Annotated in this window: 21 protein-coding genes; 17 read left to right on the top strand and 4 right to left on the bottom strand. The window is 69.7% G+C overall.

Going from position 1 to position 24,212, the window contains the following annotated elements; genetic code table 11:
- Positions 1 to 13: 13 nt before the first annotated feature.
- Positions 14 to 1,150: a hypothetical protein gene (locus tag ASC54_RS00205; RefSeq protein WP_055895939.1), complete on the top strand. Its 1,137-nt coding sequence runs from the start codon at positions 14 to 16 to the stop codon at positions 1,148 to 1,150.
- Positions 1,147 to 2,283 carry a hypothetical protein gene (locus ASC54_RS00200; RefSeq protein WP_055895937.1) on the top strand — a complete coding sequence of 379 codons (1,137 nt, stop codon included), beginning with the start codon at positions 1,147 to 1,149 and terminating at the stop codon, positions 2,281 to 2,283. The genes ASC54_RS00205 and ASC54_RS00200 overlap by 4 nt, the downstream gene beginning before the upstream one ends.
- Here the strand turns inward: ASC54_RS00200 and wecB are convergent.
- Positions 2,267 to 3,343, bottom strand: a complete 1,077-nt coding sequence (gene wecB, locus ASC54_RS00195) for a non-hydrolyzing UDP-N-acetylglucosamine 2-epimerase (RefSeq protein ID WP_055895935.1) — start codon at positions 3,341 to 3,343, stop codon at positions 2,267 to 2,269. The genes ASC54_RS00200 and wecB overlap by 17 nt on opposite strands.
- 27 nt (positions 3,344 to 3,370) lie before the next feature.
- Here wecB and ASC54_RS00190 point away from each other — a divergent pair, with 27 nt between their 5' ends.
- Positions 3,371 to 4,480, top strand: coding sequence for a glycosyltransferase family A protein (locus ASC54_RS00190; RefSeq protein ID WP_055895933.1), 1,110 nt, complete (start codon positions 3,371 to 3,373; stop codon positions 4,478 to 4,480).
- A 96-nt stretch (positions 4,481 to 4,576) separates the two neighbouring features.
- Positions 4,577 to 6,307 (top strand): cell wall-binding repeat-containing protein, encoded by a 1,731-nt coding sequence (locus ASC54_RS00185; protein WP_055895931.1) that lies wholly within the window; start codon positions 4,577 to 4,579, stop codon positions 6,305 to 6,307.
- 9 nt (positions 6,308 to 6,316) lie between these two features.
- Here ASC54_RS00185 and ASC54_RS00180 read toward each other — a convergent pair whose 3' ends face one another.
- On the bottom strand, positions 6,317 to 6,748 hold the full coding sequence (locus ASC54_RS00180) for a GtrA family protein (protein ID WP_235451343.1): 432 nt from the start codon (positions 6,746 to 6,748) through the stop codon (positions 6,317 to 6,319).
- 54 nt (positions 6,749 to 6,802) lie between these two features.
- On the opposite strand from ASC54_RS00180, the gene ASC54_RS00175 reads away from it, so the two are divergent.
- Positions 6,803 to 7,837, top strand: a complete 1,035-nt coding sequence (locus ASC54_RS00175; RefSeq protein WP_055895928.1) for a glycosyltransferase — start codon at positions 6,803 to 6,805, stop codon at positions 7,835 to 7,837.
- Here ASC54_RS00175 and ASC54_RS00170 read toward each other — a convergent pair.
- Positions 7,806 to 9,659 carry a hypothetical protein gene (locus ASC54_RS00170; RefSeq protein WP_156376679.1) on the bottom strand — a complete coding sequence of 618 codons (1,854 nt, stop codon included), beginning with the start codon at positions 9,657 to 9,659 and terminating at the stop codon, positions 7,806 to 7,808. The two genes, ASC54_RS00175 and ASC54_RS00170, sit on opposite strands and share 32 nt — an antisense overlap.
- 121 nt (positions 9,660 to 9,780) lie before the next feature.
- Between ASC54_RS00170 and galE the strand changes: the two genes are divergently transcribed.
- The 10 genes from galE to ASC54_RS00120 all read left to right on the top strand — a co-directional run bounded on the left by galE (position 9,781) and on the right by ASC54_RS00120 (position 20,355).
- On the top strand, positions 9,781 to 10,791 hold the full coding sequence (galE, locus tag ASC54_RS00165) for a UDP-glucose 4-epimerase GalE (protein WP_055895920.1): 1,011 nt from the start codon (positions 9,781 to 9,783) through the stop codon (positions 10,789 to 10,791).
- Positions 10,788 to 11,825 (top strand): LCP family protein, encoded by a 1,038-nt coding sequence (locus ASC54_RS00160; protein WP_055895917.1) that lies wholly within the window; start codon positions 10,788 to 10,790, stop codon positions 11,823 to 11,825. The genes galE and ASC54_RS00160 overlap by 4 nt, the downstream gene beginning before the upstream one ends.
- Before the next feature lie 102 nt (positions 11,826 to 11,927).
- Positions 11,928 to 13,358, top strand: coding sequence for a polysaccharide biosynthesis tyrosine autokinase (locus ASC54_RS00155; RefSeq protein ID WP_055895913.1), 1,431 nt, complete (start codon positions 11,928 to 11,930; stop codon positions 13,356 to 13,358).
- Positions 13,355 to 13,963, top strand: coding sequence for a low molecular weight phosphatase family protein (locus ASC54_RS00150; RefSeq protein WP_055895909.1), 609 nt, complete (start codon positions 13,355 to 13,357; stop codon positions 13,961 to 13,963). The genes ASC54_RS00155 and ASC54_RS00150 overlap by 4 nt, the downstream gene beginning before the upstream one ends.
- 53 nt (positions 13,964 to 14,016) lie before the next feature.
- On the top strand, positions 14,017 to 14,949 hold the full coding sequence (locus tag ASC54_RS00145) for a hypothetical protein (protein WP_156376678.1): 933 nt from the start codon (positions 14,017 to 14,019) through the stop codon (positions 14,947 to 14,949).
- A complete protein-coding gene (locus ASC54_RS00140) occupies positions 14,940 to 16,775 on the top strand; it encodes a nucleoside-diphosphate sugar epimerase/dehydratase (protein ID WP_235451342.1) in 1,836 nt (611 codons plus the stop codon). Before ASC54_RS00145 ends, ASC54_RS00140 begins: the two co-directional genes overlap by 10 nt.
- Complete coding sequence (locus ASC54_RS00135) at positions 16,772 to 17,908, top strand: DegT/DnrJ/EryC1/StrS aminotransferase family protein (protein WP_055895903.1); 1,137 nt, start codon at positions 16,772 to 16,774, stop codon at positions 17,906 to 17,908. Before ASC54_RS00140 ends, ASC54_RS00135 begins: the two co-directional genes overlap by 4 nt.
- A complete protein-coding gene (locus tag ASC54_RS00130) occupies positions 17,905 to 18,531 on the top strand; it encodes a sugar transferase (RefSeq protein WP_055895901.1) in 627 nt (208 codons plus the stop codon). The genes ASC54_RS00135 and ASC54_RS00130 overlap by 4 nt, the downstream gene beginning before the upstream one ends.
- On the top strand, positions 18,528 to 19,181 hold the full coding sequence (locus ASC54_RS00125; RefSeq protein ID WP_055895898.1) for an acetyltransferase: 654 nt from the start codon (positions 18,528 to 18,530) through the stop codon (positions 19,179 to 19,181). The genes ASC54_RS00130 and ASC54_RS00125 overlap by 4 nt, the downstream gene beginning before the upstream one ends.
- 46 nt (positions 19,182 to 19,227) lie before the next feature.
- Complete coding sequence (locus ASC54_RS00120; protein ID WP_055895895.1) at positions 19,228 to 20,355, top strand: glycosyltransferase family 4 protein; 1,128 nt, start codon at positions 19,228 to 19,230, stop codon at positions 20,353 to 20,355.
- Here ASC54_RS00120 and ASC54_RS00115 read toward each other — a convergent pair.
- A complete protein-coding gene (locus ASC54_RS00115) occupies positions 20,344 to 21,771 on the bottom strand; it encodes an O-antigen ligase (RefSeq protein ID WP_055895892.1) in 1,428 nt (475 codons plus the stop codon). The two genes, ASC54_RS00120 and ASC54_RS00115, sit on opposite strands and share 12 nt — an antisense overlap.
- 144 nt (positions 21,772 to 21,915) lie before the next feature.
- On the opposite strand from ASC54_RS00115, the gene ASC54_RS00110 reads away from it, so the two are divergent.
- Positions 21,916 to 23,136, top strand: a complete 1,221-nt coding sequence (locus tag ASC54_RS00110; RefSeq protein WP_156376677.1) for a lipopolysaccharide biosynthesis protein — start codon at positions 21,916 to 21,918, stop codon at positions 23,134 to 23,136.
- A complete protein-coding gene (locus tag ASC54_RS00105) occupies positions 23,133 to 24,209 on the top strand; it encodes a polysaccharide pyruvyl transferase family protein (RefSeq protein WP_055895887.1) in 1,077 nt (358 codons plus the stop codon). The genes ASC54_RS00110 and ASC54_RS00105 overlap by 4 nt, the downstream gene beginning before the upstream one ends.
- Positions 24,210 to 24,212: the final 3 nt, after the last annotated feature.

Raw genomic sequence — 24,212 nt, 5'->3', positions numbered from 1 at the left:
GGAGAATGAGCGGATGCCCGGCCGTCCTCTCGTGCTCATCCTCTCCTTCTCGCCGATCGGGTCGGACGCCCGCGTGCTCAAGCAGCTCGAGCTCGCACGCGAGGTGGCCGACGTCGTGACCTGCGGCTACGGCGACGCCCCCGCCGGGGTCGTCGAGCACGTGCGGATCCCGGACGACAGGAAGATCCTCCCTCTCCGCCCGAAGCTGCTCGTGCTTCGTCTGCGCACGCTCGCCCTGCACCGCGCTCCGGCGATCGCGTGGGTGCGCTCGGCCCTCGCGGGCCGCCGCTTCGACGCGGTGATCGTCAACGAGCTCGAAGCGGCGCCCGTCGGGCTGTCGATCCCCTCCGCGGGCGGCCACCTTCTCGACCTGCACGAGTACACCCCGCGGCTGCACGACGACAGCGCGGGGTGGCGCCGCTACCTCCAGCCGCTCTTCGAGTCGACGGCACGTCGCTGGCTGCCGCGCGCGAGCGCGGTCACCACGGTCGGCGCCCGCATCGCCCAGGAGTACGCGCGTCTGAGCGGCGTCACCCCCGACCTGGTCGTCAACGCGGCGCCGTTCGCCGACCGGCGGCCGACCGAGGTCGGGGAGCCCATCCGGCTCGTGCACTCCGGCGCCTGCCTGCGTCGACGCGGGCTGCTCGAGCTCGTGGAGGCGGTCGAGTCGACGTCGACGCCCGTGACGCTCGACCTCTACCTCATGCCCAACGACCCGGGGCTGCTCGGCGAGCTGCGCGAGCTCGCCGCCGCCTCCGACCGCGTGACCGTGCACGACCCGGTGCCCTACGCGCGGCTCGTCGACACGCTCAACGGCTACGACATCGGCGTGCACGTCCTGCCCCCGGTGACCGTCAACAACGAGTGGGCGCTGCCGAACAAGTTCTTCGACTACGTGCAGGCGCGACTGGGCGTCATCGTGGGCCCCTCGCCCGAGATGGCCCGCTACGCCGTCGAGCACGGGCTCGGACTCGTGACGGCGGGCTTCAGCGCCGCCGACCTCGCCTCGACGCTCGACTCGCTGACGCTCGAGCAGGTGCGGTCCCTCAAGGAGGCCGCCCACCGCGCTGCTGCGCCGCTGTCGTCGGAGCACGCGATGGGCGCTTGGCGGGATGCCCTGCGCACGATGCTCGAGCGGGCGAGGTCATGACGGACCCGCGCCCCCGGCTGGTCATCATCGCGTTCTCGCGACTGGTCTCCGACGCCCGGGTGCTCAAGCAGATCGCGCGCTTCCGCGAGCAGTGCGCCGTGACGACGATCGGCTACGGGCCGGCGCCCGAGGGCGTCGCCGAGCACTGCGCCATCCCCGACGAGGCGGCGCTGTGGCGGTGGCCGCGGGTGGCGCTGATCCTGCGGCAGTACCGGCGGGCCTATCGGGGCAACGCCGCGCTCATCGCGGCGCGCGAGGCGCTGCGCGGGCGCGAGATCGACGCGATCCTCGCCAACGACATCGAATCCGCCGGCATCGCGCTCGAGGTCGTGCCCCCGCAGCAGGTGCACCTCGACCTCCACGAGTACGCGCCGCGTCAGCGCGAGGAGCTCTGGCGCTGGCGCGTGTTCGTCGCCCCGTTCGTGCGCTGGATGACGCGACGCCACGCGGCTCGCGTGCCGAGCGTCTCGACGGTCTCGCCGGGGCTCGCGCGCGAGTACCGCGCCGAGTTCGGGATCCAGGCGTCGGTCGTCACGAACGCGGCTCCGTCGATCGATCGCGACCCCCACGGCACGGGGTCGCCCATCCGCCTGGTGCACAGCGGCGCCGGCCTGGCCAATCGCGGCATCGCGCTCATGGTCGAGGCCGTCGAGAGGTCGACCGCCGACGTGACGCTCGATCTCTTCCTGACGCGCAACGACCCGCGGTTCATGCTCGAGCTCGCCGAGCTGTGCGCGGCGTCGGCGCGATGCGCGCTGCACCCGCCCGTGCCGTACGACGAGCTCGCCGACACGATCGCGCGGTACGACGTGGGCGTCTTCGTGCTTCCGCCCGTCAACGTGAACTACCGCTGGGCGCTGCCCAACAAGCTGTTCGATTTCGTGCAGGCGCGGCTCGGCGTCATCGTCGGTCCGACGCCGGACATGGCCGCGATCGTGCGCGAGCACGGCGTCGGGGCGGTGACGGACGACTTCACCGCCGCCGCGCTGACGCGCGAGCTCGACGGCCTGACCCCCGCGACGGTCGACGCGTGGAAGGCCGCGTCTCATCGGTCAGCCCGCGCCCTCTCGGCCGAGCTCGAGGTCGAGAAGTGGGCGACGGCGATCGGCGCGATCCTCAGCCGCGGGCGCTGACCGCCTCGCCGCGCAGCCGGAGCGCCTCGATGACGCGTCCGGCGGCGAACCCGTCGCCGTAGGGTGCCTCGTCGGTCGGCGCGGGCGCCGGCCGCGACGCCGCGGCGCGGATCTCCTCGCTCGTGAGCGCGAGCACGTTCCAGCCGAGCGCGACCGTCTCGACCCACTCGGTCTCGGTGCGCACGGTCGTGCACGGCACGCGCAGCAGGAAGGCCTCCTTCTGCAGGCCGCCGGAGTCGGTCACGACGCCGCGGCTGGACTGCACGGCGGCGACGAGGTCGGGGTAGGCGAGCGGCGCCCGCGACTCGAGCGAGCCGCCCTCGAGCTCGAGCCCGAACTCCGCGGCGCGGGCCACCAGCCGGGGGTGGGCGAGCAGCACGACCGGGTGGTCGAGCGAGCGCAGGGCATCCAGCACCGCGGCGAGGCGGTCGCGGTCGTCCGTCGTCTCCGCGCGGTGGATGGTCGCGATCGAGTAGGTGCCGGGCGCGTGCCGGACGGGCGAGGCGCCGCGATCGGCGGCGGCGTCGCGCACCTGGTGGAGCACGTCGGTCATGACGTCGCCCACGAGCAGCGAGCGCTCGGCGAGGCCCTCGGCGGCGAGGTGGGTCATCGCCTGCTCGGTGGGGGCGAGGCAGAGGTCGGCGGCGTGGTCGGTGAGAACGCGGTTGTGCTCCTCGGGCATCCGGCGGTTGAACGAGCGCAGGCCCGCCTCGAGGTGAGCGAGGGGCAGGTGGATCTTCACGGCGGCGACGGCCGCGGCGAGCGTGGAGTTGGTGTCGCCGTAGACCAGCACCCAGTCGGGGCGGTGCTGCAGGAAGGCGTCCTCGAGCGCGCCGAGCATGACGCCGGTCTGGTGGCCGTGGCTGCCCGAGCCGACGCCGAGGTGCAGGTCGGGGGCGGGGATCTGGAGGTCGTCGAAGAAGACGTCGCTCATGATCGGGTCGTAGTGCTGGCCGGTGTGCACGATGACGTGCTCGACCCCGGCCTCGGTGGCGGCGCGTGCGATCGGGGCGAGCTTCACGAACTGAGGGCGGGCGCCGACGACGCTGATGATTCGCACGACGGCCGAGTCTATAAGGTCGACTCCATGGCTGAATCGGGCGCAGGCGACCCCGCGATCGACCTCGTCATCGCCGTGCACAGCCCCGAGCGTCCGGTCGAGCGCGCGGTGTCCTCCGCGCTCGCCGGCCCCGTCGACGGACCCCCGGTGCGTGTCACGGTCGTCTGCCACGACCTCGACCCCGCGATCGTCGCCGCTCGGCTCGGCGCCCTCGCCGACGATGACCGCGTCCGACTCCTCGCGCATGGCGACGGCGTCCGCTCGCCCTCCGGACCCTTCAACGCGGGCCTCGACGCGGCGACGGGGGAGTGGGTCGCGATCATGGGCTCCGACGACGAGCTCGAGGCCGGGGCGCTCGCCGCCTGGCACGCGCGCGCCCGGGCGATGGGGGCCGACATCGTGCTGCCGCGCATCGTCCGTCGGGACGCGGCCGGACGCGATGCGACGGTCGCGACGCCTCCCGCGCGGCCGGGCCGCCGGACGCGGCTCGACGGCGTGCGCGACCGGCTCTCCTACCGCAGCGCGCCCCTCGGGCTCCTCCGCCGCGCGCTCGTCGGCGCCACGCGCTTCGGCGGGGGGCTGTCGCAGGGCGAGGACGTCCTGTTCTCGGCCCGGCTCTGGTTCTCGGGCGCGACCATCGCCCTCGCCGACGGGCCGGCCTACGTCGTGCACGACGACGCGCGCGACCGGGTGACCCTCACCGCCCGACCGCTGGCCACGACGCTGGCGTTCATCGACGAGGTGCTCGACGACCGCTGGTTCCGCGGGCTGCCGGAAGCCGCGCGTGACGCTCTCGGGGCGAAGCTGCTGCGCATCAATGTGCTGGGTGAGTTCGTGAACCGCCCCGACCCGGGCCAGTGGTCGAGCGGCGAGCGCGACGCCCTCGCGCGGCTCGTGCGGAGCATCCGCGCCGCCGCCCCGTCGGCGATCGAGACGATGTCGATCGCCGACCGTCGCCTCCTCGACGCCCTGCCCTCCGATTCGGGGGCGGATGCCCGGCGCCTGCTCGCCCTCGCCCGAGCTCGCCGCGCCTACGGCCGACCGGCGACGCTGCTCACGCGCAGCCCGCGTCGCGTGCTCGCCCGCGAGGCCCCGCTGCGCATGATGGCCGCGTCGTTCGCGCGTCGGAGCCGCTGACCGGACGACAATCGTCAAAACGGCGTTCCCGGGTTACCCTGTTGATTGGCAGTGAGGCGTCCGGGGGGGTCGCCCATGCCATTGGGGGGATTCACCGTGATCGTCAACCGTGTCAGCGCGCTCGTCCGGTCCGTCGCGATCGGAGCGGCCGCGCTCGTGCTCGCGACGTTCGTCGTCGCCGTCCAGCCGCCGACGAGCGCCTCGGCGCTCTCGGGCTCGGAGTTCGACCCGGGCAACATCATCAGCGACTACGCGTTCTTCCACGACAGCGCGATGACCGAGGCCGAGATCCAGGCGTTCCTCGCCGCGCAGAGCGGCGCGTGCCTGAACACGAACTGCCTCGACATCCTGAAGGTCACCACTCCGGATCGCGCGGCGACCACGCGCTGCCAGGGGTACGAGGGTGCGGCGAACGAGCCGGCGTCGCGCGTCCTGTTCAAGATCCAGCGCTCGTGCGGTGTGAGCGCGAAGGCGCTCCTCGTCACGCTGCAGAAGGAGCAGAGCCTCGTCACGGCGCTGCGCCCGAGCGACTACATCCTCGACCGGGCCATGGGCTACTACTGCCCGGACGACCCCAATCGGCCCGGCTGGTGCCACCCCGACTACGCGGGCTTCTTCAACCAGGTCTACAACGCCGCAGGCCAGTTCAAGCGGTACGCGCAGAACCCGCAGAACTACAACTTCCAGGTCGGCGTGGAGAACATCCAGTACCACCCCACCGCGTCGTGCGGCACGAAGCGCGTGACGATCGCGAACCAGGCGACGGCCGGCCTCTACAACTACACGCCCTACACGCCCAACGCGCCGGCCCTGAACAACCTGTTCGGCACCGGCGACGCGTGCTCGACCTACGGCAACCGCAACTTCTGGCGCATCTACAGCACGTGGTTCGGCAGCCCCACCACGACGGTGCCGTCGGGCGTCGCGACGTCCCGCTTCGAGGGCTCCGACCGCTTCGTCGTCTCGGCGGGCGTCGCCGCCCAGTTCACGGCGCCCGCTCCCGTGGTCTACATCGCCAACGGCATGGACTTCCCCGACGCGCTGAGCGCGGGCCCCGCGGCCGGATCGCTCGGCGGGCCGCTCCTGCTCGTGCAGCCCACGGTGATCCCGCCGAGCGTCGCCCTCGAGCTCGCTCGACTGAAGCCGGCGCGCATCGTGATCGCGGGCGGTCCGAGCTCGGTCTCCGAGACCGTGCTGACTCAGCTGAAGGCCTACTCGCCCACCGTGACGCGCATCGACGGGCCGAACCGCTACGCGGTCTCGCGCGGCCTCGCGCTCGACGCCTTCGGAGCCGCGGGAGCGAAGCGGGTCTATCTCGCCACGGGCCGCACCTTCCCCGACGCGCTGTCCGCGGGCGCGGCCGCGGGCGCGAAGGATGCGCCGGTCATCCTCGTCGACGGCAAGCAGCCGACGCTCGACGCCGAGACGGCGCAGACGCTCGCGAGCCTCAAGGCGACCCAGATCGTGATCGCCGGCGGCGAGGCCTCGGTCTCCGCGGGCATCCAGGCGGCGCTGTCGGCCCTGCCCGGTGTCACCGAGGTGACGCGCTACGGCGGCGAGGACCGCTACATCGTCTCCGCCGCGCTCAACCGCGCGGAGCTCGGCCCGAGCGCGACCATGTACCTGGCTCTCGGCTCGAAGTTCCCCGACGCGCTCTCGGGCACGCCGCTCGCCGTCGTGAACGGGGCGCCGCTCTACGTCACGCCGGGCGACTGCATTCCGCCGTCGATCCTCGACGACATCCGACTGAAGGGCGTCAAGAACGTCGTCCTCGTCGGCGGCGTCGGCTCGCTGACCGCGCGCATCGAGGAGTACGCGGGCTGCTGATCGCCGCCCTCACTCCCGGCCGGGAGGGCGGGCGAACGAGAAGCGGCTGTGGCCGAAGAAGCTCACGAGCGTGGTGATGACGAGCACCACGAGCTGCGCGAGCAGCGGGTGCAGGCCGACGATCTCGACGAGCAGCGGCAGCAGGGCGGCGTTGAGGGCGATCGCCGTCAGGTACACGGCGATGAAGCGCAGCAGGTCGACGAGAACGTTGCCGCGCACCTGCCAGACGAATCGCCGGTAGAGCACGAAGGCGACCGCGATGCCGACCGCGTACGAGAGCACGAGGCTCGCGAGATAGCCGAAGGGCACGTCGCGGAAGACGACGAGCTGCAGACCGGCGAACACCCCGTAGCCCATGGCGGTGTTGGTCGCCCCGACGGCGAGGAAACGGATGCGCGTGTCGCGGCTGAGCGCGAGGGCTCGGGCTCGCAGGCTGGTCACGCCCCCAGCATCCCACGGCGCTGCGGCGCGACGCGGGTTCGATAGCCTGACCGGGTGCGCGATCATGAGGTCTCCGTCGTCATCCCGGTCTATCGCGGCGCGCGCACGCTCGAGCCGCTCCTGGCGGAGATCGCGGTCCTCGCCGAGGGAGCGACCTCGACCGACGGGCACCGGTGGCGCGTGGTCGAGACGGTGCTCGTGTTCGACCACGGCAGCGACGGCTCCGATGCGGTCATCCGTCGTCTGGCCGAGCAGTACGACTTCGTCCGCCCGGTCTGGCTGAGCCGCAACTTCGGTCAGCACTCCGCGACGCTCGCCGGCATGTCGGCGACGACGGCGGAGTGGATCGCGACGATCGATGAGGACGGCCAGCACGACCCGGCGCTCATCGGCGCTCTGCTCGACGTGGCGCTGGCCCGCTCGGCTCCTCTCGTCTACGCGCGGCCGACGAACGCGCCGCCGCACGGCTGGCTGCGCAACTCGGCCTCGCGCGCGGCGAAGCGCGTCGTGGCGGGCCTGCTCCCCGGGGCCGGTTCCCCGCAGTTCCAGAGCTTCCGACTGATGACCGGCGAGATCGGCCGCAGCGTCGCCGGGTACGCGGGGCCCAACGTCTATCTCGATGTGGCCCTCGGCTGGGTCGTGCCGCGGGTCGCGACGGCGGATGTCCGCATGCGGGAGGAGGGTGCGCCGTCGGGGTACTCGCTCGGTCGGCTCATCGGCCACTTCTGGCGGCTCGTGCTGTCGAGCGGCACGCGCGGGCTGCGCCTCGTCAGCGTGATCGGCGCGGTGACGGCGCTCGCCGGCTTCGCCCTCGCGCTGCTGTTCATCGTGCAGCGCCTCATCGGCGTCGATCTGCCCGAGGGCTGGACCTCCACCATGGTCGTGCTCCTCGTCGCGACCGGGTTCATCCTCATGTCGCTCGGCGTCGTCGCCGAGTATCTCGGCATGGCCGTGAACATGGCGATGGGCCGCCCCGCCTACCTGACGCTCGCCGACCCGGAGAACGGCCCGCTCGGCCGCGCCCGGTCGCAGGCGGCGCCCCGCGGCGGCGACGATCTCAGCGATCGGCGCGGTACTCGCGCACCGTGATGGCCCAGCGCGGGTCGTCCGACTCGCGCGCGTCCACGACCTCGAAGTCCGCGGGGTAGTCCAGGCCGCAGGCGGCGATGGCGTCGATGAAGCGCTCGCGGGTCTCGGTGGCGCGCGCAGGGTCTGCGGCGAGCTGCTCGGGCTCGAGCACCAGCAGCCGGTCGGGCGCGCCGTTCGCGCAGCTGCGCTCGATCGACAGGAACGAGACCCCCCAGTTGACCGCCACCCAGGGGCTCGCGTAGTCGCTCGCGTTGAACAGCAGCAGGGCCGCCGGCGACGAGATCGCGATCGTCGGCACGCCCTCGGCGTCGAGAGTCTCGCCCGACCCCTCGAGCCAGTCCGCCCACGCGGCCGCCTCCGGCTCCAGCAGCAGGCCGTCGAGCGGCGCGGTCGTCGCCGGTTCCGTCTGCTGGGCGTACGGGGCGATCCGGTACGGATGCTCGACGATGTCGCCGCGAACGTGCAGGCCCCCCTGCACGAGCATGACCCCGACCACGAGCGGGGCGACGAGCCGGGCGGCCGGCAGGCGGCTCCCGGTGCGCTCGGCCAGGACGACGAGCCCGAGCGCGAGCGCCACCGCCCACAGGCTCGCGCCGTAGAGCAGCTGCCCGGTGAGGTCGTTGTTGGTGCCGGCGGCGGCGGCGAACGGTGCGAGGGCGACGACGGAGATGGCGGCCGCTCCCTGCCACCGCGCTCGCGCCGCGCTCGACCCGTCCGCGCTCGAGGGGCGGGTCGTGCCGGCGATCGCGACCGCGAGCGACGCGGTCGCCGCGACGCCCAGGACGACCAGGGTGCCCCCGATGGCGTCGAAGGGGCGGGCCGCGGGGCGCAGGATGAGCGCCGCGGCCAGGGCGATCGGCGCGACCAGTGCGACGACCGTCAGCGCGGTGGGCCGCCCCTCCCGGTCGGAGGTCCGTCCGCCGACGCGGAGCACGAGCAGGACCACCGCCGCGGCGAGGAGGGGGATGCCCATCGCGACGACGTCGTCGCGGATGGCCTGCGCGTACTCGACCAGCAGCTCGCTCGCCGGGTGGGCGTAGGCGTCCTGCGCCTCCCGATCGGTCAGGAGCCCGACGACGTTGCTCGCGTAGGCCGCGAACGGGAATCCGCTGACCGCGAGCAGCGCCGCAGCCGTGAGGGCGCCGACTGCGGTGAAGCCGATGCGCGCGAGCGCCGCCAGCGGCCGCTGGGCGACGATGAGCGCGACCACCACGAGCACGAGCAGTGCGATCGAGGCGGAGAACTTCGCCGCGACGAGCAGCGCGGTCAGGAGGCCGACGCCGACCCAGAGCAGGGCGGCGGGTCGCCGTGCCGTCGCACCGCCCGCGGCGCCGGCGATGACGAGCAGGAGCGCGGCTGCGCCGAGCTGGGCGAGCCACGCGGCGAGCTCGTTGTAGCTGACGTACCGCGGCGGGTAGGTGAAGGCCATGAGCGTGCCGAGCTGGCTCGCCACGGCGATGAGCGCCCAGGCCGAGGGGGGCAGCCTCCAGCCGACGAGAGCGGCCGCGCGGTGAGCGGTGGCGGTGAGAGCGAGCCCGAGGAGCACGTAGACGCCCAGACGCAGCCACCGGAAGGCGAGCACCGACGACCCGAGCGCCTCGAACAGAGGGTGCAGCAGGTGGTGGAACCCCCAGGCCTCACCGGCGGTCACCCGATCGTTGGTGAGCAGCGTGTACAGCCAGCCCTCGTCGGTCACGTCGAAGCCGCGCGGGAGCGCCCAGACGATGGCGGCGAGTGCGACGACGACGATGATCGCCGCGAGTGCGACACCCGCCAGGTAGGCGGCGGTCACGAGCCGGGCGGGGGTCCATCGGGGCTGCATGGTGTCCGTCTCCGCCTCGCCGTGCCGTCGACCCGCGCGCACGGGCGACCGGAGCCATCGTAGACGGCCGACTCGCTCCGGGCCGCTCGGCGTGGTCGGCGCTCCTCATACACTGGGCGCCATGCGCGTTCTCGTCACCGGCGGCTCCGGCTACATCGGCTCGCACGTCTGCCGCCTACTGGCAGAGCGCGGCGACGAGCCTGTCGTGGTCGACGATCTGGAGACGGGCATCCGCGAGCGCATCGCCGGCTTCCCGCTCCACGAGCTCGATCTGGCGGCGGCGGATGCTCCCGCCGAGCTGGAGCGGATCCTCCGGGTCGAGCACGCCGACGCCGTCATCCACTTCGCCGCCCGAAAGCAGGTCGGCGAGTCGGTGGACCGCCCGCTCTGGTACGCCCGGCAGAACCTCGTCGGGCTGCACGGGGTGCTGAGCGCGATGGTCGCCGCGGGGGTCGCGCCTCTCGTGTTCTCGAGCTCGGCGGCGGTCTACGGAGATGCGGCTGGCGTCGTCGCGGAGGACGCGCCGACCGAGCCGGTCAACCCCTACGGCCGCAGCAAGCTCGCGGGGGAGTGGCTCGTGGCGGATGCCGCCCGTGCCCACGGTCTGAAAGCGACGAGCCTGCGCTATTTCAATGTGGCCGGCGCCGGCTGGCCCGAGCTCGCCGACCGGGCGGTGCTCAACCTCGTTCCGATGGTTCTCGAGCGCATCGAGGCCGGCGAGGCGCCCGTGATCTTCGGCGACGACTACCCGACGCCCGACGGCACGTGCGTCCGCGACTTCGTGCACGTGCTCGACGTCGCCGAGGCGCATCTCGCCGCGCTCGACGCGCTCGTGGGTGCGGGGCCGGAGCTCGAGCCGCATCGGGCGCTCAACATCGGCACGGGGTCGGGCGCGTCGGTTGCCGAGGTGGTGGAGGGTCTCCGTCGCCGCACGGGGGGAGGGCCCGAGCCGGTCATCCGGCCGCGCCGCGCCGGTGACCCGGCGGCCGTCGTCGCCGATATCGCGCAGGTGACCGAGTCGCTGGGCTGGTCGGCCACTCGTGAACTGGACGCGATCCTCGACTCCGCTGTCGATGCGTGGAGGGGCGCCGGTCCGAGACTCGCGCAGGCCTCACGTACCCTGGACGCGTGACTGACTCGACCACCTCACCGCGACGAGCGAGTCGTCGGCGACGACCGGACGGTCGTCGCTGGTCCGGTCGGCGCAAGGCGCTGACGGCTTTCGGCGTCGTTCTCGCCCTCGTCGGCGCGACCGTCGGCGGGTACGCGCTCATGCTCACCTCCGCGTACCAGCAGAACGTCACGACGATCCCGGATGTCTTCCCGCTCGAAGCCGATCGGCCTGAGCGGGTCGAGGGGCCCGCAGGCGAGGCGATGAACATCCTTCTCATCGGCTCGGACACGCGGGGTGAGCTGGGGTCGAGCGACATCGAGGCTGTTCAGCCCTCGTTGGCTGACGTGATCATGGTCGCTCATATCTCCGCCGATCGGGAGGACGTCCATGTGATGTCGATCCCTCGGGACAGCTGGGTCGAGCAGCCGAACGGATCGATGGGCAAGATCAACTGGTCGTTCGCGAGCGACGGTGCCGCGGGGCTCGTGCAGACGGTCGAGAATCTCATCGACGTCCGCATCGATCACGTCGCGGCGATCGATTTCGAGGGCTTCAAGGGGATGACCGATGCTCTCGGTGGCGTGACGGTCAACAACACGACCCCGTTCCGCAACGGCAAGCAGAACTTCCCGGCGGGCCAAGTCGCGCTGGACGGGGAGAGGGCCCTCATGTTCGTCCGCGAGCGCGCCAAGACGGGGAACGACTTCACCAGGCAGGCGCAGCAGCAGGAATTCCTTCGCGCCGTCCTCGCCAAGACCCTCTCCGGTCAGACGCTCGCCGATCCTGCGCGCGTCTACGGTCTCGTCTCCTCGGTGTCCCCGTTCCTCGCGGTCGATGGTGGGTTGACACCGCCAGCGATCGTCGCGATGGCGTCGGAGTTGCGCGAGCTCAGAGCCTCGGATGTCGCTTTCTTCACGATGCCGAACGCCGGCTCCTCGTTCGTTGGCGATCAGGCTGTCGTTCTGCTCGACGATCCGACTCGCAAGTTCGTCGCAGAGTCCTTCCGCAATGACGACCTAGGAACGCTCGCCGCCGCGGTTGCCGCTCAGTAGTGGGTCGCGTCCGCCCGGTAGGCAACCTGTGAAAGACTCGAAGCATTCGAGATCGGAGCTCAAGGCTCCGCTCAATGCGCGCGCTGGCCTAGGGGGCATCAGTTGGACCTGCGGGACTACATCCGAATTCTTCACAAGAACTGGATTCTGATCGTCGCATCAGTTCTCGCGGGAGTCGGCGTCGCCTCGGTGTTCTCAATCGCGTCCACTCCTCGCTACGACGCGACGAGCCAGCTGTACGTGAGCGTGAGTTTCACGGCCGATGCCGGCTCGGGGGAACTCGCGCAGGGCACGAGTTTCGCCCGACAGGCGGTCACGTCGTACGTGTCGATAGCGCGCAGCTCCCGAGTGCTTCAACCCGTCGTCGATGAGCTGGGACTTCCCGTCTCAGCGGCTCAACTCGCCTCGCAGGTCACCGCCAGCTCCCCTGCGAACACCGTGCTGATCGAAGTCTCCGCTTCGGATACCGACCCGCAGAGGGCCGCGGACATCGCGAACGCAGTGGGTCGCAGTCTGGCCAACATCGTCGTCAACGAGTTGGAACGACCAGAAGGCGAGTCGCTCAGCCCGGTGAACATCAGTCCGGTGCAGGAGGCAGTGGCTGCCTCGCGCCCCTCCAGCCCGAACGCGCCCCTGAACATCGCCCTCGGGATGCTGCTCGGACTCGCCGTTGGAACGGGGATCACCGCGCTCCGCACGGTTCTGGATACCCGCATCCACTCGACTCACGACATCGCGCAGGTCACCGATGCGCCCATCATCGGTCGCATCAACTACGATCCGGAGGCCAAGAAGCGCCCGCTCGTGGTTCACGTCGACCCCCGCAACCCTCGTGCCGAGGCGTTCCGCGCGTTGCGCACCAACCTCCAGTTCCTGAACGTCGAGGGTGGCCCGCGGAGCTTCGTCGTGACGAGCTCCATTCCTGGCGAGGGCAAGAGCACGACGGCGTGCAACCTCGCGATCTCGCTGGCAGACACAGGTGCCCGAGTCGCACTCGTCGACGGAGACCTCCGTCTGCCTCGTGTGGCGCACTACATGGGCATCGAGGGCGGTGTCGGCCTCACGGATGTGCTGATCGGGCGCGCGGAGCTCTCTGACGTGATCCAGCGCTGGGGGCGCGCCGCTCTCTACGTCCTGCCGAGCGGTCGGATTCCTCCGAACCCGAGCGAGCTTCTCGGGTCGACGGCGATGGTCAGCCTCCTCGCGACCCTCACGGCCGAGTTCGACTACGTCATCATCGACGCCCCTCCTCTCCTCCTCGTGACCGACGCCGCGGTGATTAGCAAGTTCACCGGCGGGGCGATGCTCACCGCTGCCTCCGGCCGGACGAAGAAGGCCGAGATCAGCGGTTCGTCCTCCGTGCTGGAGAGCATCGGAAGCCGCCTCGTCGGCGTGATCGTCACCATGCTTCCGTCGAAGGGCCCGGACTCCTACGGCTACGGGGTGTACGGCTACGGCGACATCTCCTCCGTAGAGCCCGACACGACCCGCCGGACGAAGACGCGGCGCGCGGCGGTGATGGAGCAGCCGTGAGCGACTTCACGATCCTCACCGTCTGCACGGGCAACATCTGCCGCTCGCCGCTCGCGGAGCAGCTTCTGCGCTCCGGTCTCGGCCGGATCCCCGGCGTCCGGGTCCGCAGCGCGGGGACCGGCGCGCTCGTAGGGGAGGCGATGACCGAGCAGGCGCGGGCCCTGTCGCGACGATTCGCCGGAGAGGGAGCCGATGTCCACCTCGCTCGTCAGGTGTCCCAAGCCGAGTTGAGGTCGGCGGATCTGGTCCTCGGCGCCACGCGTGAGCACCGCCGCGCGGTGGTGGAGCTTCTCCCACGCGCATCCCGGCACACGTTCACGATCCGCGAATTCGCTCGTCTCGCGGAGGTCCTCGATGACGCGGATCTTCGCGAGCTCGCGGCATCGCCTACGGACCCGGGCGAGCGCTTGAGGCTTCTCGTCGAGCTCGCGGCGACCAAACGCGGTATCGCGGTGCCGCCCGAGCAGCCCGAGGACGACGACGTCATCGACCCCTATCGCCGCAGCGACGAGGTATACGAGGAATCCGCAGCCCAGCTCGTCCCCGCCGTTCAGAGCATCACGTCGAGCGCGATCCGCGCCGTGTCCGGCGCTTCGCAGGAGTGACGATGGCGGCTCCGCGACGACCTCAGAGGCGCGTCGAGCGCCGGCTGTGGCCGGTGCTCGCGCTCGTCGCGTTCCTGGTGCTCGACGCCGTGCTCGTGGCGTGGGCGCTGGGTGCTCATCGAGCGGCGACGGAGGTCGAGCCCGACGCCGTTCCGATCGTGACGCCCCAACCCGGAGGGTCCACATCCCCCTCAGCATCTGCGAGCCCGTCGGCGTCCTCCCCTGCGGAGTCGGCGGCGATCGCGCCTGAGCCCTCGACCCACATCCTGTCGGCGCTCGACGCGGAGGTGGCGTGGCGCGCGCTCACCGGGCCGTGCCCGCAGACCGAAGCGACGCCGCAGCTCACGACGGACGGCGGAGCGAGTTGGCGCGATACGGACGCGACCGCCCCGACCGGTGTGACCTCTCTCCAGCGCATCGTCGTGGAGGCGCCCGACGTTGCGACGATGGTGGCACTGCGGGGCACGGACTGCACGCCCACGCTGATCCGCACCTTCGTCGCGGGTGACAACTACGAGGAGTATCCCGACGAGCTCGCGGGAGCCTGGTTCGTCGATCCGGCGGATCGCTCGCGCGTGCAGTCGCCCACAGGATCGGCAACAGCGCCTTGCGAGTCGGTCGTGGCCCTCGCAGCGCGCGACGGGGCCTCGGCACTCGTGCTGTGCGCCGACGGGAGCCTTGCAACGACATCCGACAGTGGCGCGTCGTGGTCGGCCGCAGTTCCTGCACCCGGTGTCCAGGCGATCGGCAATGCGTCAGCCGGCTTCATCGCAGCCGCTGTGGGCAGAGAGGGCTGCGCCGGAATCCAGGTTCTGCAGATCGACGCGGCCTCTGCTGCGTCGAGCGCTACCGGGTGTCTCCTGACCGACATCGCTCCCGCAGACTTCGCGGGCGTTGTTGCGATCGCCGAGGCGGCGAGCACGGTCTGGCTATGGGCGGGTGACCTGATCCAGCGATCGAGTGACGGAGGTGCGTCATGGTCCTAGTCGATTCGCTCACCCGCCGGATGCAGAGCGCCTATTCGCGCGGGCCGCTGTCCCGGTTCGGCAGCCAGTTCCTGCTGGACGCTTCCGCATGGGTCATCGCGCTCTTCGCCGCGCGAATGCTCCGTGTCGATTTCGACTACGCGCGCGTCCCCTGGGCCGCGCTCGCCGTGCTCATCCTGTTCGCCATCACCCTGCAGTTCGTGATCGGCTGGGGCTTCTACCTCTACCGCGGGCGCCACCCCTACGGCAGCTTCGCCGAGGTCAGAGCACTCGTCGCGACGGCATTCACGGTGACCGTGATCGTCTGGCTCGCCGTTCTCACCATCGGGGGCCTGTTCGGGCTGTCGCGGTCCACGCCCCTGATCGCCTTCCCGATCGCGTTCATCATCATGGGCGCCGGCCGGTACACGAAGCGCTACCTCGTCGAGCGTGCGATGGAGTACTCGGGCCCCGTTGAGAACGCCGTCGTGTACGGAGCGGGCCACGTCGGCCAGGCGATGGTGCGCCGGATGAGGCTTGACCGGGATTCGCCGTATCGTCCGGTGGCACTGATCGATGACGATCCTGCGAAGAGGTTCCTGCAGCTCGACGGCGTCGCCGTCGCCGGCACCATCGATGACCTGACACTGGTGGCACGGTCAACGGGTGCGACGGTACTGATCATCACGATCGCTCGTGCCGATGCCGAGCTGCTGCGGCGTGCCAGCGTCGCGGCAGAGGCCGCAGACATGCACGTCATGGTGCTGCCGCCGCTCAACGAAGTGCTCGCGGGCGCCTCCAAGATCAGTGACCTGCGCGACCTCGCGATCGAGGACATCATCGGGCGCCATCCGGTCGACACCGAGATCGAGTCGGTGGCCGGCTACCTGACCGGCAAGCGGGTTCTCGTTACGGGTGCTGGAGGCTCGATCGGCGCGGAGCTGTGCAATCAGATCTCCCGCTTCGATCCGGCCGAACTGATCATGCTCGACCGCGACGAGACGTCCCTTCAATCGGTGCAGCTCGCGATCCACGGCCACGGTCTCCTCGACACCGAGGAGGTGGTGCTCAACGACATCCGCGATTCGGCGTCCCTGGAGCGGCTCTTCCTCGATCGTCGGCCCGACGTGGTCTTCCACGCCGCGGCTCTCAAGCACCTTCCGATGCTCGAGCAGTACCCCGGTGAGGCGTGGAAGACGAATGTCCTCGGCACTCTGAACGTGCTGCGCGCGGCGATGAAGGCCGACGTGGACACGTTCATCAACGTCTCGACGGATAAAGCGGCGAACCCGACGAGCGTGCTGGGCCGTTCGAAGCGGATCGCCGAGCGCCTGACCGCATGGGCGGCCGATCAGACCGGCCGCCCGTATCTCTCCGTTCGATTCGGCAACGTGCTCGGGAGCCGCGGGTCCATGCTTCCCGTCTTCACATCGATGATCGAATCGGGGGGGCCGCTCACCATCACCCATCCGGACGTCACGCGCTACTTCATGACGATCCCTGAGGCATGTCAGCTCGTCATGCAGGCCGGGGGCATCGGTGAACCCGGCGAAGTGCTCATTCTGGACATGGGCGAGCCCGTCCGGATCCTCGACGTCGCGCAGCGGATGGTCGAGATGTCAGGTCGCGATGTCGAAATCGTCTACACGGGTCTTCGCCCGGGCGAGAAGTTGCACGAGGAGCTCGTCGCCGAGGGCGAGAGCGATGATCGGCGGTTCCACCCCAAGATCGCTCACACCGCGATCCCATCGCTCGATCCCGACCTTCTCGACGAGCATTCCTGGATGCGCGTATCGACGGCTCCACACGAGCCGCGACGCGAGTCGCGGGAGGCGACGACGGCATGATCGATCGCATCTTTCTGTCATCTCCCGATGTCGGTCCCGAGGAGGAGGCCGCACTCGTGCGAGCAATCCGGTCGGGCTGGGCCGCGCCCCTCGGGCCCGACGTCGACGCCTTCGAGCGCGAGGTCGCACGGTTCTGCGACGTGGAGCATGCGGTCGCACTCAGCTCTGGTACGGCGGCTCTGCATCTCGGCCTCCTCGCCCTCGGTGTGAAGCGAGGTGATGTCGTGGTCACCTCGACCATGACCTTCGCCGCCACAGCGAACGCGATCGCGTACGTCGGAGCGACGCCGTTCTTCGTGGATGTCGACGAGACCGGGAACATGGACCCGGGCCTTCTGGAGGAGTCGCTGAAGACGATGCGGGCGACCGCCGATCTGCCCGCGGCGATCATCCCGGTCGATCTTCTCGGTCGCGCCGCGGATTACGGCCGGATCCTTCCGATCGCAGCCGAGTACGGAGTGCCGGTACTCTGCGACTCCGCGGAGTCGCTCGGCGCCGAGCGCGACGGCCGACCGGCCGGGAGCTTCGGTCGTGCCTCCGTCCTGTCCTTCAATGGGAACAAGATCATGACCACCTCCGGCGGCGGGATGCTGCTCTCCAACGAAGAGACGCTCGCATCGAGAGCCCGGCACCTGGCGACTCAGGCGCGTCAGCCCGTCCCTCACTACGAGCACGAAGAGATCGGATATAACTACCGCCTCAGCAATCTGCTGGCGGCTATGGGGCGGGCCCAGTTGGGTCGTCTCCCCGGAATGATCGAGCGGAGACGCTCGCTTCGACGGCGATATCGGTCGCTCATCGAGGACTTCAACGGCGTCACCCTCTTCCAGGGTTCGGAGGATGAGGGCGACAACTGCTGGCTGACGGCGATCCTCGTCGAGGAGGACTCGGCGGGCCACACCCCGGAGTCCATCCGGTCCAGCCTCGACGAGCAGGGCATCGAATCCCGGCCGCTGTGGAAGCCGATGCATCAGCAACCGGTCTTCCGGGGCGCGCCCGGGCTGCTGACCGGCGTTGCCGATCGGCTCTTCGCCACGGGACTGGCGCTGCCGAGCGGGTCCGTGCTGAGCGCTGCCGCCATCGATCGCGTCATCGAGGCCCTCGGGCGTGCGCTCGAGGGCGGACGCCGGTGACATCGACCGCTCGGCTCGACGCGGCAGTCAAGCGCGGGCTCGATGTGATCGGAGCTGCGAGCCTCCTCGTCGTGACAATGCCGATCATGGCGGTGACGGCGCTCGCGGTGCTGGTGGTGCATGGTCGCCCCGTTCTCTTCAGTCAGGAGCGTCCTGGTCGGAACGGTCGCATCTTCCGGCTGCGCAAGTTCCGAACGATGCGGCACCCGGATCAGGCGTCCGGTCGGGTGTCCGACGCCGAACGCATCACTCCGTTCGGAGCCCGTCTGAGAGCAACGAGCCTGGATGAGCTGCCCAGCCTGTTCAACGTCCTCGTCGGGGACATGAGCTTCGTCGGGCCGCGCCCGCTACTCGTGCGGTATCTGGATCTCTACAGCGTCCGGCAGGGCCGGCGACATGAGGTCCGACCGGGCATTACCGGGCTCGCCCAGGTTTCCGGCCGCAACGCGATCTCGTGGGAGGAGCGGCTGGAGTTGGACGTTCGCTACGTGGAGACTCGTACGCTCGCGCTGGATGCGCGCATCCTCGCCCGCACGGTGGCCGTCGTGCTCAGGGGCAGCGGAGTCACCGATGGGAACGGCGTCAGCATGAGCGAGTTCCAGGGTCAGGGTCCTCTCAGATGACGCGCGTCGTACTCGTCGGCGCGGGCGGCTTCGCCCGCGAGACGCTCAACGTGATCTCGGCGCTCCAGGCCTCGGGCGAGCGGCTGACCGTGGAAGGCGTCGTCGACGATGCCGCGGGTTCGCAGGGTGTCCAGCGGATGGCGTGGGCAGGAATCCCACACCTCGGCTCCGTGGAGGAATTCCTCCGCGATCCGAGCGGCGAGGCCTACGTCATCGCGATCGGGAGCCCGAGCCATCGAGCGAGAGTCGCAGTCGCTCTGGGCGCCTCCGAACTGCGCCCACTGACATTGAGGCACCCGTCCTCGACTGTCGGCCTGCACTCGGATATCGGCGCGGGCGTCGTCATCTGCGCGGGCGTCCAGGTGTCAGCGGATGTGAGGATCGGCGCGCATGTCCACCTGAACCCCAACGCCACCATTGGGCACGACGCGGTTCTCGAGGACTTCGTCTCCGTGAATCCCGGGGCGATCGTGTCCGGATCGACGACGATCGGCTCCTCGACCCTCCTCGGCGCCGGAGCAGTCGTGCTGCAGGGTCTGAGCGTGGGAGCCGGGTCTGTTGTCGGAGCGGCCGCGTGCGTCACTCGAGACGTCCCATCGGGGGTGACCGCGATCGGAGTCCCCGCACGATGGTCTGCGCGGTCCGACTGAGGAGCGCAGGAGATCCTTGCCAGAGGAAAAGGAGACCCGGTCACTCATGGCCATCCAGAAGCACGTCGTTCTCGCGGTCACGAGTGAGCTCACCGCCCGCACGTTCTATTCCGAGTACCCCGGATACCTCGTGCAGAGGGGATGGAGGGTGACTCTCATGTCTCAGGATGAGGGCGGTCTCGCAGCGCTCGCGAGGGGGCTCGGAGCTGATGCCGCGCCCATCCCGATCGCTCGGAACCCGTCCCCGGCGCGAGACCTCGTAGCTCTCGTCTCGGTGTGGAGGACGCTCCGACGCCTCAGACCTGATGTGGTCGTAGCCGCGACGCCGAAGGCGGGGCTTCTCGTGAGCGTGGCCGCTCGCCTTGCGCGCGTCCCGAACCGCGTCTACCAGGTCTGGGGGCTCCGTCTCGAGACATCGACCGGCTGGCGCAGAACTCTCATGGGCGTCGCCGAGCGGATCGCCGCCGCCTCGTCGACGCGCGTAGTCGCTGTGAGTCCGAGCCTCGCTGACCGCGTGCGCGAACTGGGCATCGCCCGGGATGTGACGGTCCTCGGATCCGGGAGCTCGCACGGCGTCGATCTCGATCGGTTCACCCGAACTGAACCTCGAGCGCGGGGAGGCGCTTTCACCGTGGGATTCGTCGGGAGGTTGACTGCAGACAAAGGAATCGCGACTCTCGCCGAGGCTGCACTCAAAGTTGCCGAGTTCGATCCGACGATCGAGTTTGTGTTGGTCGGCCCGGCGGAGGACACCGCCAGCGAAGCGGCTGTGCGACGTGCTGCGGACGCCGGCGCTTCCATACGGCGACTCCCGTACACCGCGGACACCCGCGACGTCTACGAGCAGTTCTCCCTGGTCTGCCTTCCGACCCTCCGGGAGGGGTTTCCGAACGTCGTGCTGGAGGCGGGCGCCATGGGACTCCCCACCATCACGACGACAGCCACGGGCGCCGTCGACTCCGTGGTGCAGGGGGTCACCGGTCTGCTGGTGCCTCCAGGGGACCCGTCAGCACTCGCCGACGCGATCTGCCGGCTGGCCTCAGACCCTGCCCTCTGCGAGGTCATGGGAGCGAATGCGCGCGCGCGAGTCGAGTCTGAATACTCGCAACGCCGGGTGTTCGAGCTGCAGGAGGCGTTCCTCGCGTCCCTTTCGCTCAGTGCTTCAGATCACTGAACGCGCTGCCGAGCGGCGCGGCGGCGTTGCAGATCGCAGGGGAAGCGCACGATCATGGGATGCGGGGCCCAGCGCATCGGCGAGCATCACAGCACCGCAGATCGCCAGGTACACCCACAGGAAGCGCTGATTCTGGAGGTTCAGCGTCGCTGCCATCGCGAGCACGCCGATCAGCGAGGGGACGAGCAGCAGGTGCTCGACCTGTCGCGCCCTGAGCAGCGAGATCAGGCAGACCGCGGGGATCGCGAGGAACGCGATGAGCCCAGCAAGACCGGACTCCGCCAGGAACGAGATGTAGGTGTTGTGGGCCAGGAACGACAGCGGCCCATCCACGAGTTGATCGGTCTGAAGTCGGAACTGGCCAAGACCGACTCCGATGAACGGATTGCTTCGCCACACCTCCAGTCCAGCCGACCAGATCTCGTAGCGGACGTCTTCCCCGAAGCTCGCCTCTCGACCGTAGGTGATCACACCCGTGTTGAGCGCCGCGAATCCGACACCGATTATCGCGACTCCGCCGACGATCAGCAGGCGCCGGAGCGCCCGAAGCTGCGGAGCAAGGTACGAGACGCCGAGGGTGGCGATCGCCAGCACCGCGACGGCGACGATCGCGGCTCGGGAGTAGGAGAGGTAGAGCCCGACGATGAGAGGCACCAGGTGCCAGGACAGTACGGTGCCTCGGCGTCGGAACGCTGCCAGCATGACGATCCCGACGGAAGCGATCAAGTAGCTGGCGAATGCGTTCGGATCCTCGAAGGTTCCGGTGGCCCTGATGCCGAGCGAGAAGCCGATATCAGATCCCCGGGAGAAGGCCAGAGCGCCAAGGGAGCCGATGATCGCGTTGAGGGAGGACGTCCATGCCCATACCGAGAAGATCCGATCGGATCCTCTGACGAAGTGCGCGTGGATGACGTCGGCGGAGACCCAGAAGTAGAGAGCCACGATGACCAGCTTCGCCGCGTCCGTTCCGTAGGCCACTGCGTCGACCGGGCGACCGAGAGCGGTGCTGACGAGAGGGCCGATGCTCGCGATGGAGAGAAGGGCCATCAGCAGGACGATGGTGACGGTGTGGAAAGTCGAGTGAGATCGCCGTGACTCGCCAGATCGGTCCAGGAGCGCGCGGACCATGATAGCGAGCAGAACGAAGTCGCTCGCGGCGAGGTTGACGCGGGACCCCAGCAGTTCGCCGTAGAACGTGATCGGCAGAAGGATCACCAGAAGCTCGGCAGCGTCCAGTCGGAAGAGGCCGATCGCGACGAGAGCGATCGTGGCGATCGCCACCGTGAATCCGAGGACGGGAGGCAGCGTCAGGCAGAACCATCCGAGCGCTACGACGATCAGGACCGAAGCGATCGTCGGCAGAGCGCCGTCGGTCCAGCTGCCGCCCAGGCGGGAGCGAAGGTCTGGAATTCTCACCTGGTCCTCGGGTCGAGATCGTCGTCGCTGCGCAATCACTGTATCGCGCGCCCTCTGAGCCGTGGCGGCCCGCCAGGAGCGCGGTCCGCCGTGTGACAGGCTTGGCACGTGAGTCGGGGCGCGTCGAGGGAGGTCGAAGGGGGCATGCGAGCACCTCGCGCACTCCTGACCGGCTCCGCCGCGATGTTCGCCGCCAACCTGAGTCGTGCGGTCTCCCAGTTCTTGCTCATCGTGGTCCTCGCGCAGCTGGGGCGGCTGGAGGACGTGGCGTATTACACGCTGGCCGTAGCGGTCACCACGCCGCTGTTCACGGTTGCGGAGATGTCGCTTCGCAACGTCTACCTGACACTGCAGCACCGCGCGTCCACGAACACCTACTACGGGATCCGTGCCGTCGCGGCGATCACCGCTCTCGCCGCGTCGATGGTGCTGTTCCTGTTCGATCCCAGGCTCGCCGCCATCGGGGCCCTCGTCGCAGCGGTGCGCGCGATCGACTCGGTCTCCGACATGGCGCTCGCTCCTCTTCAGCAGTCGAAGCGCTATGCCATCATCGCGGCGCTGACAGGGGCGAACGCATGGATCACTCTCCTGGTCGCCGCCGCCTTGCTCTTCGCGACTCGTTCCTTGCCGGTCGCGCTGGCTGCTTCACTGGTCGTCTCGGCCGTCGTCTGCGTGCTCTCATACCTGGCCGCGCGCACGCGAGGTCTCGGCCCCTCCGGGAGGTCGAACTCGGCGCGATCCGTCAGAGGGATCCTCCGCGCAGGCCTACCCTCAGGTCTCGCCTTCGCCAGCGTGTCGGTGCTCGCCTACCTCCCCGTCTACCTGCTGAGTGCGCACGGCTCTCTAGCCGATATCGCGCGCTTCGCCGTGCTCTCATACCTCATCTCCTTCGCGTCGCTCGCTCTCGGATCGATCCAGCAGGTCCTGATCGGCGATCTCGCGGACGTGAGTCGCTCGGCCGGGTTCGGATCAGCCTCGCGAGCCGTCCGCCGCCTCGGCGGGCCGGTCTTCGCGATCACGCTCGCCACCAGCCTGCTGACCGTCTGGCTCGGGCCGGTCGGGGTCGCCCTCGTGTTCGGCCCGCAGTACGCCGTCAGCGTGATGGAGATCCTCCCCATCGCGGCCACGCTGCTTCTGCTTCCGATCGTCGCCTCGAATAGTGCTCTCCTCCTCGTGCTCAACGTGTATCGCACGCAGCTCCTGATCGCGCTGGCGAGCGTCGTCGCTGCTGCTGGGATGGGACTTCTGCTGTCCTTCGAGGGGTTCACTCTCGTGGAGGCCGGGCTGGTCGTCTTCGCCGGCACCGCAGTCAGAGTCGGTCTCGGCACGTGGGTGCTTACCATCAGATCGCGAAGGACCTCATGAAGCGACGTCTGTACATCACCGGCTACTACGGGATGTTCAACTTCGGCGACGAGCTGTTCCAGGCTGCGCTGCTGCAAAACTCGGGCTCCGTCTTCCCCGGCTTCGACGTGCGCGTGGCCAGGCCCCGATTCCGATCGGAAGTGCTCCGCAGGGCGTACGCGCGGCGGGGGCGGGCAGGGGCGCTGCTCAGAGCAGCCTGCGCCGTCTGGTACGCAGCGCGAGCATCGGTCCTCATTCTCGGGGGAGGCTCGGTCCTCACGGGCCTGCGGGGAGTCCGGAGTCTGCAATGGATGCTGGCCCCCGTGACGCGAACGCGCTTCGGCGCAGTCGGGATCTCGATCGGGCCGTTCTCCAGCGCTCATGATGAGAGCCGCGCGCGCGCGTTCCTCTCGAATTTCGACCGTCTCGTCGTCCGGGACGAGCACTCGATGATGGAGGCGAGCCGGCTCGGGGCGGGTGACCGTGCTCGCCTGGGTGGGGATATCGCCGCCCTCTATAACTATCCGCACCGGGATTCCCGAGACGTCGGCGGGCATCGTCGGGTGCTCGGATATCTCCCGTGCGCCCCGGCGACACCGGACATGCGGCAAACGGAACGAGTGTGCGCCGCTCTCGGCGTCGCGGTCGATGACAGCGGGCTCGTCCGCTCGAACGTCGAGGTCGTCGTGTTCGCTCTCGATACGCATGAGGAGATCGGGGACGAGCGAGTGGCTTCGCGCGCCGTGAGCACCTTGACGGACATGGGGTTCGCAGCCCGCATCGTGCGATTCGAGAACGATGACGTCGAGGAGGTCTGCAGGCAGATCGGCCAGCTTGACGGCGCCTGGGCGGTGCGCCTACACGGAGCGATCGTGAGCTACCTCTCCGGCGTTCCTTTCGTCATGCAGAGCTATCACCAGAAGTGCGAGGCCTTCGCGGATGAGATCGGGCTGCCGGCGGAGCTCCTCGCCTCGATGCAGTCGGAGCCTGAGCAGTTGCAGGGGGCGTGGAGGGCACTTCTTCGCGGCGACTCCTCTCCCCGTCTCTCGCCATCTCGGTACGCCTCCAGGGCGAGGGCGGTCTACTCCTCGTGAGCA

Origin of the sequence: Yonghaparkia sp. Root332, from assembly GCF_001425665.1 — a bacterium.
Lineage (GTDB): Bacteria > Actinomycetota > Actinomycetes > Actinomycetales > Microbacteriaceae > Microcella.
This window is presented reverse-complemented; position numbering and strand designations above follow the sequence as displayed.

Excerpts from the sequence above, each read along its gene's own strand:
- ASC54_RS00205 (WP_055895939.1), top strand. The coding sequence starts at position 14 with ATGCCCGGCCGTCCTCTCGTGCTCATCCTCTCCTTCTCGCCGATCGGG.
- ASC54_RS00200 (WP_055895937.1), top strand. The coding sequence starts at position 1,147 with ATGACGGACCCGCGCCCCCGGCTGGTCATCATCGCGTTCTCGCGACTG.
- ASC54_RS00190 (WP_055895933.1), top strand. The coding sequence starts at position 3,371 with ATGGCTGAATCGGGCGCAGGCGACCCCGCGATCGACCTCGTCATCGCC.
- ASC54_RS00170 (WP_156376679.1), bottom strand. The coding sequence starts at position 9,659 with ATGCAGCCCCGATGGACCCCCGCCCGGCTCGTGACCGCCGCCTACCTG.
- galE (WP_055895920.1), top strand. The coding sequence starts at position 9,781 with ATGCGCGTTCTCGTCACCGGCGGCTCCGGCTACATCGGCTCGCACGTC.
- ASC54_RS00140 (WP_235451342.1), top strand. The coding sequence starts at position 14,940 with ATGGTCCTAGTCGATTCGCTCACCCGCCGGATGCAGAGCGCCTATTCG.
- ASC54_RS00135 (WP_055895903.1), top strand. The coding sequence starts at position 16,772 with ATGATCGATCGCATCTTTCTGTCATCTCCCGATGTCGGTCCCGAGGAG.
- ASC54_RS00125 (WP_055895898.1), top strand. The coding sequence starts at position 18,528 with ATGACGCGCGTCGTACTCGTCGGCGCGGGCGGCTTCGCCCGCGAGACG.
- ASC54_RS00120 (WP_055895895.1), top strand. The coding sequence starts at position 19,228 with ATGGCCATCCAGAAGCACGTCGTTCTCGCGGTCACGAGTGAGCTCACC.
- ASC54_RS00110 (WP_156376677.1), top strand. The coding sequence starts at position 21,916 with ATGCGAGCACCTCGCGCACTCCTGACCGGCTCCGCCGCGATGTTCGCC.
- ASC54_RS00105 (WP_055895887.1), top strand. The coding sequence starts at position 23,133 with ATGAAGCGACGTCTGTACATCACCGGCTACTACGGGATGTTCAACTTC.